The organism is Aliikangiella maris (genome assembly GCF_040719265.1).
Lineage (GTDB): Bacteria > Pseudomonadota > Gammaproteobacteria > Enterobacterales > Kangiellaceae > Aliikangiella > Aliikangiella maris.
In genome coordinates, this window is sequence record NZ_JBFDAH010000020.1 from 23,614 (window position 1) to 40,849 (window position 17,236).

The 17,236-nt window shown below is 38.4% G+C and carries 13 protein-coding genes; 5 read left to right on the forward strand and 8 right to left on the reverse strand.

The genetic code is table 11. The features are described from left to right. Window positions 1-114: 114 nt before the first annotated feature. On the reverse strand, window positions 115-474 hold the full coding sequence (locus ABVT42_RS16145; RefSeq protein ID WP_353896870.1) for a hypothetical protein: 360 nt from the start codon (window positions 472-474) through the stop codon (window positions 115-117). Between the two features lie 326 nt (window positions 475-800). Here ABVT42_RS16145 and ABVT42_RS16150 point away from each other — a divergent pair, with 326 nt between their 5' ends. The 4 genes from ABVT42_RS16150 to ABVT42_RS16165 all read left to right on the forward strand — a co-directional run bounded on the left by ABVT42_RS16150 (window position 801) and on the right by ABVT42_RS16165 (window position 6,592). Further along, window positions 801-1,394, forward strand: a complete 594-nt coding sequence (locus ABVT42_RS16150) for a DUF2589 domain-containing protein (protein WP_353896869.1) — start codon at window positions 801-803, stop codon at window positions 1,392-1,394. A gap of 185 nt (window positions 1,395-1,579) precedes the next feature. Next, the gene (locus tag ABVT42_RS16155) at window positions 1,580-2,269 is read left to right on the forward strand and encodes a hypothetical protein (protein ID WP_353896868.1); all 690 of its coding nucleotides are present in this window, start codon (window positions 1,580-1,582) and stop codon (window positions 2,267-2,269) included. 18 nt (window positions 2,270-2,287) lie between these two features. Continuing rightward, window positions 2,288-2,863: a hypothetical protein gene (locus ABVT42_RS16160; protein ID WP_353896867.1), complete on the forward strand. Its 576-nt coding sequence runs from the start codon at window positions 2,288-2,290 to the stop codon at window positions 2,861-2,863. Window positions 2,864-3,499: 636 nt separating this feature from the next. Continuing rightward, window positions 3,500-6,592 carry a S8 family serine peptidase gene (locus tag ABVT42_RS16165; RefSeq protein WP_353896866.1) on the forward strand — a complete coding sequence of 1,031 codons (3,093 nt, stop codon included), beginning with the start codon at window positions 3,500-3,502 and terminating at the stop codon, window positions 6,590-6,592. Window positions 6,593-6,708: 116 nt separating this feature from the next. Here ABVT42_RS16165 and ABVT42_RS16170 read toward each other — a convergent pair whose 3' ends face one another. Beyond that, window positions 6,709-7,311 carry a hypothetical protein gene (locus tag ABVT42_RS16170; RefSeq protein WP_353896865.1) on the reverse strand — a complete coding sequence of 201 codons (603 nt, stop codon included), beginning with the start codon at window positions 7,309-7,311 and terminating at the stop codon, window positions 6,709-6,711. Between the two features lie 492 nt (window positions 7,312-7,803). Here ABVT42_RS16170 and ABVT42_RS16175 point away from each other — a divergent pair, with 492 nt between their 5' ends. After that, on the forward strand, window positions 7,804-10,473 hold the full coding sequence (locus ABVT42_RS16175) for a TonB-dependent receptor plug domain-containing protein (protein ID WP_353896864.1): 2,670 nt from the start codon (window positions 7,804-7,806) through the stop codon (window positions 10,471-10,473). Between the two features lie 235 nt (window positions 10,474-10,708). Here the strand turns inward: ABVT42_RS16175 and ABVT42_RS16180 are convergent, their stop codons facing one another. The 6 genes from ABVT42_RS16180 to ABVT42_RS16205 form a co-directional block, all read right to left on the reverse strand. Further along, window positions 10,709-12,319: a GMC family oxidoreductase gene (locus ABVT42_RS16180; RefSeq protein ID WP_353896863.1), complete on the reverse strand. Its 1,611-nt coding sequence runs from the start codon at window positions 12,317-12,319 to the stop codon at window positions 10,709-10,711. Between the two features lie 43 nt (window positions 12,320-12,362). Then, on the reverse strand, window positions 12,363-13,871 hold the full coding sequence (locus ABVT42_RS16185; protein WP_353896862.1) for a CoA-acylating methylmalonate-semialdehyde dehydrogenase: 1,509 nt from the start codon (window positions 13,869-13,871) through the stop codon (window positions 12,363-12,365). A 493-nt stretch (window positions 13,872-14,364) separates the two neighbouring features. Then, a complete protein-coding gene (locus tag ABVT42_RS16190) occupies window positions 14,365-14,868 on the reverse strand; it encodes a DUF2938 domain-containing protein (RefSeq protein WP_353896861.1) in 504 nt (167 codons plus the stop codon). Between the two features lie 110 nt (window positions 14,869-14,978). Continuing rightward, entirely contained in the window at window positions 14,979-15,545 is a 567-nt protein-coding gene (locus ABVT42_RS16195; RefSeq protein ID WP_353896860.1) for a flavoprotein, read from the reverse strand. 223 nt (window positions 15,546-15,768) lie between these two features. Then, complete coding sequence (locus ABVT42_RS16200; protein ID WP_353896859.1) at window positions 15,769-16,299, reverse strand: group II truncated hemoglobin; 531 nt, start codon at window positions 16,297-16,299, stop codon at window positions 15,769-15,771. Window positions 16,300-16,348: 49 nt separating this feature from the next. Then, window positions 16,349-17,230, reverse strand: a complete 882-nt coding sequence (locus ABVT42_RS16205) for a GNAT family N-acetyltransferase (RefSeq protein ID WP_353896858.1) — start codon at window positions 17,228-17,230, stop codon at window positions 16,349-16,351. Window positions 17,231-17,236 lie beyond the last annotated feature (6 nt).

Here is a 17,236-nt window from a genome sequence, read left to right on the forward strand (position 1 = left end):
CAATTGTGATGAATAAATAACTTGTTTGGTTGATGCAAATAAAAACTGATTATTAACATTTTAGGTAACAATATTTTATTAATTTGCTGCGTGCGTGGTATCTGTTTATTTGAGCTAATTCAATCCACCGCTACCTGGCATAATATCAGCATCAAATATTTCCGCTTTCAGTTCATCACCAGCGGTTAAAATGAAACTATAACTGGTTATGCCATTGCAAGGTTGGCAATAACCTTTGGCAACTAGAACACAGCGATTATCACTGACATGAGTGAGGCTTCCTCTTAGGTTGGCGGATTCAACCTGGTTCATGCAACCGCTGCACTTTGCATTAAAACCATTAAATTGGAGACCATTTTCAAAAACATAAGGTAATTGACTACCTAAAGTGTGAGACTGTGACCACTCAGCTTGTTGTGGACTAATTTCTACATAACGCTCTGCGCATTTATCTGAACAATTTTCTTTTTGCATAATATCATACTGCCTAACATAAATATTTATAAATGAGATATCTCATTAAATTATATGAAATGCAAGCGCTATTATCGTTGATATATAAAAATATTATGAGTTCGATTTTTTTTAAACAGTTTTTTAAGTTGATATTGATGATCGCTACTAATTGAGATGTATATAGATATTCGATTTGAAAAGGCTCTTTTTTTATACTTAACTCAGGAGAGTTAATTTTTGCTGTAATTAACCACAACGTTTCAAGAGCTCGGCGGACATTTGATCCTCCCAACAGGTCTGTCGAATAACTTTATGTTGGGACAACTGTTTTAAGGAGATGCAACATGGCAATCGGCCAAGAACTAGCAAGCTTAGATTTTGAGTCAATGATTGGTGGCCCTCTCAATGCAGTGGTGAGAGCGCAAACACAATCGGCGATAACTTCAGTTGATTTTATTAAATCGGTTGGGTTTCAAGGTGAAGAAGGTAAAGCTGACTATGCACCTCAAATGGTCGACTTTGAATATATGAAGGCTGTAGAGGAGACCGACAAATCAGGTAACACGGTTTTAACACCTAAAAAATTCAAACTGACAGTACCTTTGTTAACTATGCTACCGATTCCTTTTATTCGTGTTGAAGAAACGACTGTTGATTTCAATGCAAAAATTAATTCTGTTCAAGAAAGCACTACTTCATCAAACCATAAACTCAATAGTAGCTTAAGTGCTAAAGGCGGTTGGGGACCTGTTTCTGCTAAACTGAAAGTGGGTTATTCTTTTCAGAAACAGTCAACTTCTGGTTCTAAAGCTGAACGGACTTATTCAATGAAAGTTCATGTACGTGCCGTTCAAGATGAATTGCCTGCAGGTACAGAGCGACTACTGGGTATTTTAGAAAATGCAATTGAAGAAGTACCCGCAACTACAACAAAATAAATTGTAAAAGATAGACTGCGTTTTTTATCGCAGTCTATTTTGTTTGAATATATTTTTATAATTTAAAAATTCGAATATTTAGCATAGAAATATAAATTGATTATTCAACAAAGTGGTAGATATGGATAATTAAAAAAATTAACAATTAAATCGATGCGTAATAGCAAAGAGTAAAGGAACTTAAAATGGCAGATTTAGACGATTTTTTGGGAATGATACTGTCAGGTGTTTCACATGCAAGACGAATCTCTGACGAAGAAAGTGCAAATATTGCCGAACACTATAAAGAAAACCCTTTATTAGCCGGTATGTCGGTGCCGCGCCTTAGAATTCCAGAATTGATAATCGATATACCTGTATTAATTGAATCACACCAAGAAAAACAAGCCAATGAGCTTCGTCCGAAAGAACTGATTGTTAAAGATTTACTGACTAGTCTTAATGAAAGTGCTAAACAGGAAAAAGACTTTAATCCGAGTAAAGCCTTTTTAAATGAATATCAGAAAACCATGTTGGTTGAGTTGGAAAAACTCAATAAGTTTAGTCGGGCTGGTAAGTTAATTTCTAAAGAAACGGTTGGCAGAGTATCTGAAAGAATATTTATTCAGCTAGTTAGAAAAAATAAGTTAAAGCTTTCTGTCGAGTCGACCAGAGATGTTCAACGTAATCTTCGCCATGATGCACGCGATGCTGCTTTTGAGCGACAAGCCGGGATTTCTAAATTAAACGTTAATGTTATTACTTCGGAAATCAAAGATAAAAGTACCCCAGCTAACTCTGCGCGTATTAAACTGACTTTGCGCGAAGAAGGTTTGGAGTGGGGGGTAATTGAGCATGATGATGGTAGTACAAGTAATCTTCTCTCACCAGAATAACTTGAGGCTATTAACATTATGCAAGCTTATATCAGAGAAAAACTTGTTGATGCATTAATTGAAAGCCAAAAATTAATAAATCAATATCAAACCAATAGTGCAAACTTTATTTCCAGTACTTTAAAATGGCTAATCAAAATCGATGATGAATTAGCTCGGCTAAGACATCCGTTATCAAGTATGATTGCCGCTGAGAGAGGTAAGTTGTTAGCGACTGTTGAAGGCGGCAATTTAGATAATCCTGGTTTAAGTAAAAGAAAAGCAGAACGGTTCAAAGCAGTTAACATCATCGAGTCGGTCGAACAAAAACTCAGAGAGGCAGTTGATCAGATTGACAGCCAGTTCATTATTTGGCGCGATAAAATTGCACAGTTGGCAGCTATTTCTTCGCGGCATAATCCCATATCGCTTTCGCAACAACAAATTGGAAATAAAGAGTTGATTCAAATATGGCAACAGTTTGGGATTCCGGAAGAAGGTATCAACATGCATCAATATTTGTCAGCCGTAATGCCTCAAGCAGATTTGCTTTATTTGCTTGATGATGTTGTTGCTAATCTTCTCAGCAATAGACCTGTTCAGGTAGTCCAATAGGATTAGGCGAATTGTTTACAATGACTCATGGATGATTAATTTGCTTAACTTTTATGTACAGGTTTTTATTTTTTTGCAGTAAAAACCTGTCTTACTTTCTGATTCTGTCTTTTATCTTTGATTGTTTTTTTGAAAGAAAAAGCGATTTTTCTGTCCGATTTTTCAAGCGCTGCTTGCTTGCATATTCTTGCTTCTCAATATTAAAAAATCACTTGCTTTAAAAATACATTTTTGCATTTGCAATTATTGTGGGACTGAGTGTGGTGCCAATTCTGTTTGATTAAGTTTTAAATAAAAGGGTTAAAAAATATTTTAGTAAGGTAGTTGTGTACTTTAAAGTTTTATGTGAGTAGTTTTAAATTTTATTGAAAACTATTTTCTTATTTTTGTGGGATTTGCTTGGTTGACGAAGAGAATTAGAGAATAATTAGTAGTAACTAATTAACTTGAAACGCCTGTTATAACCGAGTAATCTAACGCCCGAAAAAGCTAATCAGACTATTGGTTGTAGTTGAACGGCTTTTTTAGTGCATACGGACGCAGCTTTAAAAAAATAAAAACTATTAATGAAATTATATTGGCAATATAAAAGTTAATACGTCATAAACAAATCAAAAATTTAAAGAGGCCTATATTATGTATGGCAAAAAATATTTAAGGAACAATATCACTTTGTTTGCAATTTTTATTGCACTCATATTTTCATTCACACTTCGTGCAGATAACTCTGTCACTATTATGGGAGAAACACCGGTATACGGATTAAATAAAACCAACAAAGTACCCGGTAGCTATATTGTTGTATTCAAGAAAAATGAGGCCACCGCCAGTGGTGGTGCCAGTATTAGTGCAATGGCATCGAGTCTGGCTGAAAAAGCAGGTGGTAAACTTGGTAGTACTTATAGCTTTGGATTTAATGGGTTTTCAACAACTGTAGATGAAGCGGGGTTAAAAACGCTGGCCAATGATCCTAATGTTGCATATATTCAAGCTAATGGGACTTCCAGAATTTCTGATAGCTACAAGTATGATGTTAATGTGAATAATGCTACAACGTTAGCACCTCAAACACAAACTGATCCAAAAAACTGGGGATTAGATCGAATCGATCAGGAAGATTTGCCACTATCAAAATCTTATACGTATGGTGATGATGGTACTGGGGTTCATATTTATGTATTAGATACTGGTATTAATCCAAACCACCAAGAATTTACTGGACGGGTGCAGATTGATTTAGATGTATTTGACGATGGCCAAAATGGTATTGATTGTCAGGGCCACGGAACGCATGTTGCTGGTATTGCCGCAGGGACTGAATATGGGGTTGCCAAAAAAGCAAAAATTCACGCTGTTCGTGTATTAAACTGTGCTGGCTCAGGACCCAATGATCGAATCATTGATGCGATTCAGTGGGTAGTACAAAATGGTGAAAGACCTGCCATTATTAATATGAGTTTAGGTGACTCTGAGCATGATCAGGCGCTTGATGATGCTTCGGATGCCGCTATTGATGCTGGTGTGTTTGTGGTTGCTGCGGCGGGTAATGCCGGGCACGAAGGCTGCGATTCGCCTGGTAGTGCGCGTAAAATAGTTACCGCAGGAAATTCGACCGCAGATGATCAACGCAGTAGTAGTTCGCAATATGGTGCGTGTATTGATATGTGGGCACCTGGCACTTATATTGTTTCGGCTAACTTTCGTGATAATTCCAGCAATACCAGTATGACTGGCACCTCAATGTCTACGCCTCATATCGCTGGTGCGGCGGCTTTATTATGGCAACGATATCCTAATGACAGTGTACATCAAATCATCGATCGTATGATTGCCATGTCGGCTAAAGATAAGTTAACGGGAATTGGTGCCAACTCTCCGAACCGCTTACTGTACACTGGTCCTGGTGAAGCCGATCCCGATGCGCCTGTAGCAAAAGCAACAGCAACGCCTGATACAATTCATGGGAGTGCAACCGTCAGTTTAAGTGGTTCCGCTTCGACTGATCCTAATAATTTAGCACTGCGTTACAATTGGTCGGTGATTGAAGGCGAAAATGTCACGATTGACAATCCAACCGCAGAAACGACAAATGTACAAATCGATGAACGCTTGGGTGGTCAACGAATTCTGTTTCGTTTAATAGTGACTAATAGTGATAATAAGGTATCTGGCGATGAAGTATTTGTTGTACAAACGTCTGATACCGTACTAAAACCGTTAGCGATTGCTAAAGCTCGCCAAAGTAAAGTTTATGGTGCTGGTAAAGTATTAGTAAGTGCTTCTGGTTCTACTGATACAAATTATCCCGATCTTGATATTAGTTATAGCTGGCGTATTACAGAAGGTGTGGCGACATTAAGCAATACGAATCAACAGGATGTTGAAGTGATTTTTCAAGATCGCCAAACTGAGCAAAGTGTTGTTGCTGAGCTCACGGTAACCAATAGCAAGGGGCTGTCTGCCGTTGCTACTGCACGTATCAAGCATAAGCCATCTTCTGAAATTCCAGCGAATGGAATTATCGCTATGGCGAGTGTTGATCAAGAAGTTATTGAAGGCAAAGGTTCTATTATTGCTTCTGCTGCGGGATCTGAAGATCGAGAAAGAAATACTGACTTTTTCTTAAGATATTCTTGGGCAGTGATTGAAGGAGAGGCAACAATTTTATCACCTGAATCGATGACAACAACGGTTGAATTTTCGGATACCAATGTGACCCAAAAAGTTGTATTGGAAGTTACGGTATATGATGGATTTGTCTTTAATGATCCTCGTACCTCAACTGAAACGGTTGAAGTCACGCATAAACCAAAAGATGGCTCGCCTGTCGAGGCACCTATTGCTAAAGCCAGTGTCAGTCAAAGTGAAATTATTGGTACGGGAACAATTAAAGCTGACGCTGAAGGTTCTGTTGATCCAAATAATCCGCCATTAGCGTTATCTTATTCATGGCGAGTTATTCAAGGTCTGGCAAGTATTGATCGTCCTAATCAAAAACAAGTCGATGTAAATTTTGCTGAAACCAAGACTCAACAGACGGTTATTTTAGAGGTTACTGTAACTAATAGTGAAGGTAAGTCGGATACCGCAACTGCAACGGTTGTTCACAAACCCAATAATGATACGCCAGTTGAAGCTCCGATAGCTAACGCGAGTGTTAGTCAAAGTGAAATTATTGGCGAGGGTGTTATTCAAGCTAGCGCTGAAGGATCAAGTGATCAGAATAATCCGCCTTTATCTTTAACTTATGCTTGGCGAGTTTCTCAGGGTGACGCAAAAATTAGTAGTCCCGAAAATAAGATTGTTGATGTGAGCTTTGGTGATACACAAACTCAGCAAACAGTTGTTCTTGAACTGACTGTTACTAACAGTGCTGGTAAATCAGATACTACTACCGTTTCTGTGGTGCATAAGCCAAAAGATGATGGTCCTGCTAATCCGCCAACGGCCAGTATTCGGTTAAGTAGCTTTTTTACATTTGGTGCAGACACAATTCACGCCAGTGCCGCTAATTCTAGTGACGGTAATAATCCGCCTTTAGCTTTAACTTATCGTTGGGAGATTGTTAGTGGTAATGCGAGTATTCCAAATCCTAATTTGGAAGAAATTGATATTGTGGTACCTAATCCTGCTTCGATGCAAACCATTCGCGTTAAAGTAACCGTTACTAACAGCAAAGGAAAATCTGCTACCGCGACTGACTGGTTTACTGCTTTTCCTGGATTTTAATGATTAGTAGCTAATCACTTTCTTGTGATAACCTCAATAAGGATTTTGAGGTTATCAATCAGTTATTTATATCCGCCAATAAACTGTCTATCTTGTAATCAACTTTAACCTATTCATTATTCATGGGAATGGTGTGATTGATTATTATTTTGGTGATGGTGTTTTTCGTCGGTTTGACTGTTCTTAAAAGCTGGAAATTGGTGTGTGGCAAATTGGGAGTGACAGGCAAAGCAGGATTCGGTCAGTTTACCCAAGTAAAAGTTAACGAGTTCCGCTTTTTCCTTTTCGGCAACATGTGACAACATGCCAGCATAGTAATGAAAGTTGTTGTCTAGTTGGATAAAGGCAGGAGTTAAATTGTTGTGTAGTTCGTCAATTTGTGATGCCGTTAGTTTTTTCTTAAAAATAAAGCTATCGCTAATCTGTTGAGCCGTCTGCTTGATTGTTGCAAACTCACCAGCGGCAAACGCTGAGATAATTGTTTGTACACCTTTTTGGATGGCTTGCATCTCTTGTTTGAGTAAAAGTTGTAGCTGAGGAGACAGTGTTTCAATCAAGTTGGCCGATTGAGTGAATTGATGTGCTTGTTTTGGTCGGTGCTTTTCTGTTTGGTTATGAGCATTTTCACCGGTTTTACTGACGACAGTGTTTGATAACAATGCTAAAGTTGAAGCTGTGAGTAGGGTACGCAACAGTTTTGAATCGTATAGCAATTTCATTTTTCCATTTCCTTTGATGTTTTTTATTAAACAGAGCTTTTTGTCAAACTTATGATTGTCAATAGCTTGATGAAAACATCTTGCTATTATGACTCGGCATCTTAACCGATTTGAGGTGTGTGTTAAATCAATCAGATCAAATAAATTTAAAGTTAAATTTTGTTTTTTGCGGCCTGAACGGAAAAATTCAATATCAATTATATTGAGCGCATCAATCTGTTTTTGAGATAAATCATTTTTGTTGAGGGAGTTATTACACAGATATGTTGTTAATTTTTGGGTTTGCAAAAAAGTAAAATTATGCTGAGAATTTTTTCATTTTTATTGCACTGGTAAGTTTTTGATAAGCAAGTCATATTTTAAAATGTATAACTTGTTTAGTTTTATCAGTATGGTTTTTCATTGGTCTTCAATCAGTAAAATGCTTTAACATTTTGGGTGGAGTAACAAGCGGTTTACTCTAAAAGATTGATTAGAGGTATTCATAAAACAATGAAAACAAATATATTCACATATAGTGCAGCACATTTAATGTTGCTAAGTACACTTACACCAAGTTCAATAGTTGCGCAAGATAATACTAACGTATCGGATGAGAACTCACGAATCATTATTACGGGGTCAAGGATAGCCAGAACCGAACTTGAAGGATCTTCTTCGGTCATTACCTTGACCGCTGAAGATATTCAAGCACAAGGGTTTTCAACAGTTGCCGAAGCGTTGCGTTCACTTTCGCAGGCAACTGGGTTTGTTGAATCTGAACAGGCTGCCGCAACAGTACAAAATGCTTATGCGGTCAATTTAAGAGGTTTTGGGCCAGGACGAAACCTGGTTTTACTTAATGGTCAGCGTATTTCTGACTATCCAATGCCATTTGGTGGCGAGAGTAACTTTGTTAATCTGGCACAAATTCCTGCAGGGATCATTGAGCGTATTGAGATAATGACCGGTGGCGCATCATCTATTTATGGATCGGATGCTATTTCAGGGGTTATTAATATTATTACCAAAACTGCCGTGAGTGACCATCAAATCAGTTTAAGAGCTGGTACTACAACTGAAGGTGGTGGTGACACTTATCGTATTCAATTTTCTGGTGGAAAAAATTTCGCTAAAACCAATATGACTTATGCACTGGAGTATTTTAATACCGGGCTGATCACGGGTGATGATCGAGATTATCTTGATAGTATCGATGATATTCCTGCGATTAATGCTAACGACGGTTATGGCTTGGGCTGGCTGATTAATACGCCTTTTCAAGATGCAGATGGTGACGGGTATCCCTTTGTTGATCCTGCTGGAATTTGTGAGCAATTTTCCTCGTTCAACCGTGTATTATTTCCAGCACCAGGTGAGCCCGGTCAACCATTACCCTATGGTGGGTATTATTGTGATTATGACAATATTGGTGAAAATAGTTTACGTAACGAAAGAGAATGGCTTAATGCGTTTTTTAACGTGAGCCATAACTTAGGCGAATATCGCGAAATTTATGCGACTATTATGTTATGGGATAATACTTCTGAATCGATTCCTTGGGAGCGGTTTTATTTTTTTCAGACACCACAAATTGACGCACGTCGCTTATTTTCAATTAATGAATTAGGTACGCGCAGTGAGAAATTTGATGAATCCAGCTTTAATATTTCTGCGGGGATGCGTGGTACTTTTGGTGAGACTAATGACTATGAAATTAATCTCTCGCATAGTATTGCCAAGTTTAAAAATACGGGCTTTGCATTTAAAACCAATGCGGTTAATCAATATTTTTTATCAAATGACACCGTCACTGATCCCTATTATCCACTTAATCGAGAAAATTTTGATAAACCACTGACCCCTGAAATTTATCAGACTTTATCGGGTGAGTATTATAATGATGCGGATTCACACTCGACAACGCTACAAGCAATTCTTTCTGGTGAGTTGTATGAGAGTGCGACGGAACCTGCTGGATATGCTTTAGTGGTAGAATATGCTAGCCAGAAATATGATATTGACCCAGATCCTAATTTATTTAGTACTGGTGATGACCCATTTTATTTTATGGGGTCAACTATTGGCGGTGGCGAACGTGATCGTTATGCTGTTGGCTTTGAAGTGAGATCGCCGCTTGGTGAGCAAGTCATTTTAACCAGCGCTTTGCGTTACGATAAGTATGATGATGAAACCGATGTTGATGATGCATTAACCTATAATGTCGGTGTTGAGTTTCGTCCATCGGAAATGCTTTTATTGCGGGCTAAAACGGCAACCAGTTTTAGAGCTCCTGACATGCACTATGTTTTTGCTGAGCAAACCGAGTTATTTGGTGTTTCTCAAGATACCTATTTATGTCGCTTAAATGGTTTTGGAGATGATTGCCCATTTCGTCAATCGGTGGATATTATTTCAGGTGGATCTAAACAGCTCAAAGAAGAAGAAGGGAAGTCAAATAGTGTCGGTTTAGTGCTACAGCCAAACGAAAACTTTTCGGTTTCTCTCGATTACTATGAGTTAGAATTAGAAGATATTGTCGTCTCTATGAATGTTGAAAAGCTCTTGTCGCGTGAAGCCGATTGTTTAATTGGTCAAAAAGAAAATGGTGATTCGGTTGATAGCTCCTCAGCAGAATGTACCGATGCGCTCAATAGAACTATTCGCACGAATGATGGGTTTTTAACTGGTGTTAGTTTGCAGCCGATCAATAATTCATTTTTAGAACAAAATGGTGTTGATGCCAATATTCGGTACACCTTACCAACTGCCGACTCGGGACTATGGCGTGCAGAACTGAGTTACAGTTATATTCTGGATTACAATATACAAGAGTTTTCTGATGATCCGGTTGAAGATATTCGCAAACAATTTGAACCTTATGAAAAATTGCGTTTTTCAGTATTATGGGCAATGGCCTCATTTGATATCAATTTGTTTGTCAATCGTATAGGTGAGACGGCTTTATTTGATGAAACTGGAATGATAGATCCTTGGACAACTTATAACTTGAACTTGGGATATCAGATAGATGCACAATCCAAGTTGGAGTTGATTATTAATAATTTGACCGATGAAGAAGCGCCCGTTGATACAACCTCGGTGGTGGTTCCGTATTTCAATGCCGGAGTTTACAATGCATTTGGACGAGAAGTTTTTGTTGAATACAAATATCGTTTTTAAGTGGGCTTAATTTTTTACTAAACTTATGCCAGAAAATTTAAAATTTCTGGTATAAGCTGTTAGTAAAGAATCTAACACAACTAAAATAATTAAAGCATATAACCTAATCAATATGTATGATTTAATAAAAAGTAAATGCTCAGATTAGCGATAAAGTTATTCGCGAGTTGAAGCCTCAATCATCAATCTTTAATACAAGTATCATTGTTACGCTGAATATCAAATACCGATTTATTTAACTACTGGCTCGAATCATATCCGCTGCTTTTTCTGCTATCATCGTTGTTGGGGCGTGTGTATTGCCTGAAGTGATGGTGGGCATAATCGAAGCATCAACTATACGCAACTTGTCAATGCCAATGACTCTTAAGCGACTATCAACGACAGCCATGGGATCATCACCCATTTTGGCTGTACCCACTGGATGAAAAATTGTTGTACCAATATTACCAGCAGCTTGCGCTAACTGTTCATTGTTTAAAAATTCGATGCCTGGCTTTATCTCTTTTGGGCGATAGGCTGACAGTGCGGGTTGAGCAACAATTTTGCGGGTAAGACGTATTGCATTGGCGGCAACTACTCGGTCCCGTTCGGCAGACAGGTAATTTAATTTTATTTTGGGTTGTATATATGGCGAATCTGATTGTAATTGAATGTTGCCCCGACTTTCTGGTCGAAGGTGACAAACGCTCGCGGTAAATGCGGGATATGGATCAAGCGGATCACCAAATTTTTCTAAGGATAATGGTTGGACATGATATTCCAGATCCGGTCTACTCAGTTGTGGATCCGATTTGGCAAATACACCAAGTTGACTGGGGGCCATCGACATAGGGCCTGAGCGTTTGATTAAATATTCAAGACCAATGTTCAATTTTCCCCACCAGCTGTTTACTTGCTGATTGAGCGTTTTTACACCAGAGACTCGAAAACTACAGCGAATTTGTAAGTGATCTTGCAGGTTTTCACCTACACCAGGTAAATGATGAACCACCGGGATATTAAACGATTGTAAATGATGGCTGGGACCAATGCCCGATAACATTAATAATTGCGGTGAACCAATTGCACCTGCAGATAATATCAGTTCTTTATTGACCGAAAATTCTCGTCGCTGATTATGCTGATTGATTTGGATACCGCGAGCAGATTTACCATCAAACAATATTTTCTCTGCTTGAGCTTGGGTTAAGATAGTTAAGTTGTCACGATAGGCGGCTGGTTTTAAAAAGGCTTTTGCAGAGCTCCAGCGCCAACCCGATTTTTGATTCACCAAAAAGTAGCTTACGCCAGCATTATTTCCTCGATTAAAGTCATCAATTTTGGGAATACCAATAGACTCACAAGCATTGGCAAACGCATCTAAAATCTCCCATGACAAGCGTTGCTTTTCAACTCTTAGTTCACCATCGGTTCCCTGATATTTGTCATCAGCTAAAAAATGATTTTGTGATTTAATAAAGTAAGGTAAAACATTTTTCCAGCTCCAGCCTGGATTACCCAGTTGTTGCCAATGATCATAATCTTCAGATTGTCCGCGCATGTAAATCATACCGTTAATTGATGAACAGCCACCCAGCACTTTTCCTCGTGGATAATTTAAAACACGTCCGTTCAAACCTGGTTCGGCTTCTGTTTTAAATTGCCAGTCAGTTCGCGGGTTATTCATACAATACAGATAGCCTACAGGAATATGCACCCACGGATATCGATCATCTTTACCAGCTTCAACTAGCAGTACGGTAGTCTTTGCATCTTCTGTTAAGCGATTAGCCAGCAGACAACCTGCTGACCCTGCACCAACAATAATATAATCGTAACTGGCTGCTATGCTATTCATTGTCATTTATTGTTATCTATTTTTAAAAGAAGATGTTTTCTCAATTTATTTAACGGGATGTCGGCATAATAAAAGCTGAGTGTTCTTCTGATGATGCGATACCAGCAGTTTGCCACCTACTGGTAACTGTTTTTAATCGAGTATAAAAGCGAACGCCTTCTTCGCCATGAATGTGATGATCGCCAAATAGTGAACTTTTCCAGCCACCAAAAGAGTGGAAGGCAACAGGAACCGGAATAGCAACATTAATTCCCACCATACCAACATGAATATTCCGCGAAAAATGTCGGGCTGCTTGTCCGCTTTGGGTGTAAATTGAAGTACCATTGGCATATTGGTGTTGATTAATCAGTGTAATTGCTTCATCCAGATCGTTAACACGAACAAGACATAATACTGGGCCAAATATTTCTTCTTGATAAATTGACATGTCGCTTGTCACTTCATCAAATAGCGTAGCGCCAATAAAAAATCCGGTATTGGTTGGTGCAAAAGTTTTTTGACGACCATCGACGACTAGTTTTGCTCCCTGTTCAACACCCGACTGAATGTAGTTTTTGACTTTGTTTAAATGTTCCGCAGTAATTAATGGTCCCATATCGGTATCTGACTGATCTCCTGGAGCAACTTTCAGTTGATTGATTTTGTCAACCAATATTTTACTTAGCGTATTGGCATTGTCCTCTCCGATTACAACGGCGACAGAAATAGCCATACAACGTTCACCTGCTGAACCAAATGCCGCACCAATTAGCGCGTCAGCAACTTCATGCTGAGAGGCATCGGGCATAACAACTAAATGATTTTTAGCACCACCGAGTGCTTGTACTCGCTTATTGCTAAGGGTTGCTTGTTGATAAATCGATTGTGCAACATGGGTGGAACCAACAAAACTGACAGCGCTAATTTCGGGGTGTGCTAATAAGTGTTTAACGGTTGTATGATCACCTTGTAATACATTAAATACACCGTTAGGTAATCCCGCCTGCTGTAATAGTTCGGCTAATACCAAACTGGCAGAAGGAACTTTTTCACTGGGTTTTAGTATCATACAGTTACCACAGGCAATCGCCACCGGAATCATCCACAATGGTACCATTACCGGAAAGTTAAATGGTGTTATGCCCAGACAAACCCCGATCGGCTGACGGAAACCAGTGCAGTCAACTTGAGTGCTAACATTATCTGAAAACTGCCCGCCAAGCTGCGACGATATGCCGCATGAAAATTCGATAACTTCGAGTCCACGAATCACTTCTGCTTTCGCATCGGCAAATGTTTTACCATGCTCTTGTGTAATGATTCCCGCTAAACGCTCGAGATTTTTTTCTAGAAGTTCTCTAAATTTAAATAAAACACGTGCACGCTTTGCTGGACTGGTTAGTGACCATAATGCAAAAGCCTGCTGAGCTGTTTTTATAGTGCTTTGAATCTGGTGTTCGTCGGCAATTATAACTTGTGAAACCTGCTCACCTATCGCTGGATTAAATACCGGTAATTTGTTTTGCTCCAGATTAAGATGAATTTTCCCCTGAATAAAGTGACCGATTGTTTGCACGTTTAACTCCATTTTAAATATCGAAAAGAGAGAATAAATATTCCAAAAAGTCTAACAAGTAAGATAACGACAAAAGGTGTCGTCTTTCACATTATTTTTGTGTATTTGTACATTTGAATTAGGCGAGATTTTATTGATTTCTAATTAAATTATTTAAATCCATAACTTACTTGAAATTAACCACTTTTTTATCGGGGATACATTATTTAATCTAGCTTAAAAAAATACACTACAGTTTGATTAGATAAAATAGTTGAAGGCTAAACTATTTAATACGCATGTAATAATCTTTAATGTAGAGGTCAAATTATAAATCTGAAGTGATACTAGAAATAAAAAGCATTGATTTGAAATTTGCTGAGAATAAAAATAAAGCGTAAAAAATTACACTAAAAATATTCAACTATTCACATAAATTATTCAGGTATTCGTTTGGTGACACAGAATGAAAATGCAACTTCATTCTGTGCAGTGTATTATAGTGTGGACGAATTTATGCTGCGTAACGTAGGCTATTTAAAATCGCAGCAAGATATAAACCCACGGCAAACGATGTATGCGCAATTAAACTGCGCAGCCGAGCGGTATTAGGGGCTGGTGTCTTAGATGCTGCGACACCAAATCCAAATCCAGGTTGCATAATTAAAAAGGGAAATAATACGGTCATAATGCCGAAGGTAATCGGCAATATGGGGGTTGGCTGGCTTAACCATGACTGATTAACCAGTATTAACAGGACTGCCGCAAAAATAATTCCTGTTAAATAATGAATGATCCAACCTAAAATCATTTCGCCCGGCATTGGTGCTGAGTCTATAATTTTATTGTGGGTAAATTTACCTTTTCCAAAATATAAAAACCAGCGTCCAACCAAGGCATAATTAAGTGAGGGAATATTAAAGATTTTTTTTTGTAAAAAAGCCCATAAATCCATAACGATGGTAGCTATGACACCAATAATGACTGTATCGAACAATAGATCTGAATTAAAGATCACTCTACTCCTCCATAAACAATTTAAATTGAGCACTACATAAATTGAAAAAATATATTATACATTTTAAAAACTAATTTTAATTTAATAACGCTTAGATACATTATCAATATTTATGTATTCGCGCGAAGATTATTTAATCGTTTATTAATTAAGTCAAGGAAATCTTTTTTTGTTGGCAGGGAAGGGTAGCCAACATATCGTTGCAATGCTGCATCAAAATGCTCATGTCTAGTTGGCTCAACAACCTCATAACCATCTTCTCTAATTTGCTTGATATTTCTTTTTACGGCGGGTTTATTCCACATGCTGGTGCCCATAACAGGGAAAAAAATAACTGGATATTCGGCTGCCAAAATGACAGTGGTGAGTCGATTTGTCGCACCGCCATTAGCAACAGTTGAAAGTGTATTCGCCGTAGTCGGTATTACCAGTAAAATGTCGTGATCGGCAACAATTTTAGAGGGTTTATCTGTCGGCCAGTCTACAGGTTGGTCGCCGCTGATCACTCTGTCGGCATAGATTGCCATCGTTTCTGCAGGAAAAAATGTAAGTGCTGTTGGAGTCATTAATACGCTAAGATGACAATCAATTTCTTCTTTTATCGCATTTAAATATTCGGGCAGTTTTACAATGTCAATTGACCCTGTAGTACCGATTAAAATTCTTGGTTTACTCATCTTTTTCTCAGTTGCTTGCATGGTAAATGATCCTTGAATGTCGATAAATTCAATGTTGTTGATGCTAGTTGTTTTGTCTCTTTTATTTTGACACTGATATTTTGACACTAAAAAATTGTTTGTCTTTTATTGGCAGTGTATTGGCAAGTGGGTGTATATCTACAATGCACATACCACTTGCCCTTACCGAAAATAATTTTAATATGCATTAATAGAAGTTGAGTTACAAGGTGCCTGGAGGCGCTTCACCCCAACCCCATTTGGGCATCGTTGTACGTTTTGAAGGCGGCGCATCGGGTTGAGAGTTTCTAAATGCGCGACGTGAGCCCCATTCCAGATATCCAACAAACGCTGAACGAAACTCGGGGTCGCTGGGCATACCAATTTCATCTGCTGCATCGATCATTAACTTGACCCAACGCTCTCTTTGATCGGCTCGTATTCTACGACCTCTATGTCGAGCAATCATTGATTTGAAACCACCACGTACTTCTGTATAAATTTTGGCACCACCTAACACTTCTTCAAACCACATCGCTACGTGATCGGGGTGGTCATCTTTCATTTTGGTAAATAGTGGTTCTAACAAATCATCCACGACAACCTTGGCATAAAATGTTTTCATTAGATTTCTTAATACATCTCTTCCTCCTAACCATTCGAATAAGGTTGGAAATGATTTTTCATCAAATTCTTGTGCTAATATAGGTTCTGAATTTTCATTCTTTACATCAGTTTCTGTTGCTTGTTCCACAGTTCAATCCTCATTTATTTAATTAATGTCAAGTAAAGCTAGTTTCTGATTAGCCTAACTCTAATGAAGCGATTGCTTTTATCTTTTCTGGCGTGCCTGTTGGGGGCGTGCCTCGATACATTCGATTAGTGTAAAATATTTCTGACATTCCGAGTTTAATTAACAGAGCGATTAATGAGTGACTACGCTCAGCAATATCAACGGTAACTCGACTATTGTCTGGAAGTGATTTTAATGCGGTTATAACCAGACTGTTGGCGATTTCTTCGTTATCACTATAAATTGGTCCAAGGCGGTAGCCATCAGTCGATGGACGTATGCCTAATAATCCTTGAATGCCTGCTGGCGTCTGATAAACATATCCGGTGTTGTCTTCATAGGTAAACCAATGTTGCAGAAATTTTTCGCGTCTTAATCCCATGCATTGAAAATCGTATTCATAAATGCCGGGCAGCATGGTGGAGTTAATTGTTGAAATATGTTTATTATTAATCGGGTAGTCTTCTAATAATTGCTGTCTAATTTGACCGCTAAACCTGAAGTTTTTGTAATAAGTGGTAAATCCCCACTTGGCATAGTTTTCAGTTTGCTCTGGCATACCGTCTAGTGCGAGTACAAAATCATCGAAAAACTTTAGAAAATACTCCCAGGTTTTAAGTCCATATCCTTTACCTCGCTGGTTGGGCTCAGCAAGATAATGTCCCATATGGGCATAGTGATCACCGTATCGAACACAGGAAATTGATGCGACAGGTTGTCCATTGACAAAGCCAACAAAAAAGCCATCAGGGTCGGTATGATAAAAGCAATAATGATCGTTATGACCCAGATCCCACTTTTCATAGGCTGCCCATTGTAAAGGAGCTTTCCATTGTTCAAAGGTACATCGTGCTACCTGACATTCTTCGTTTTGTAATACTGAGGTACTCATTTATTT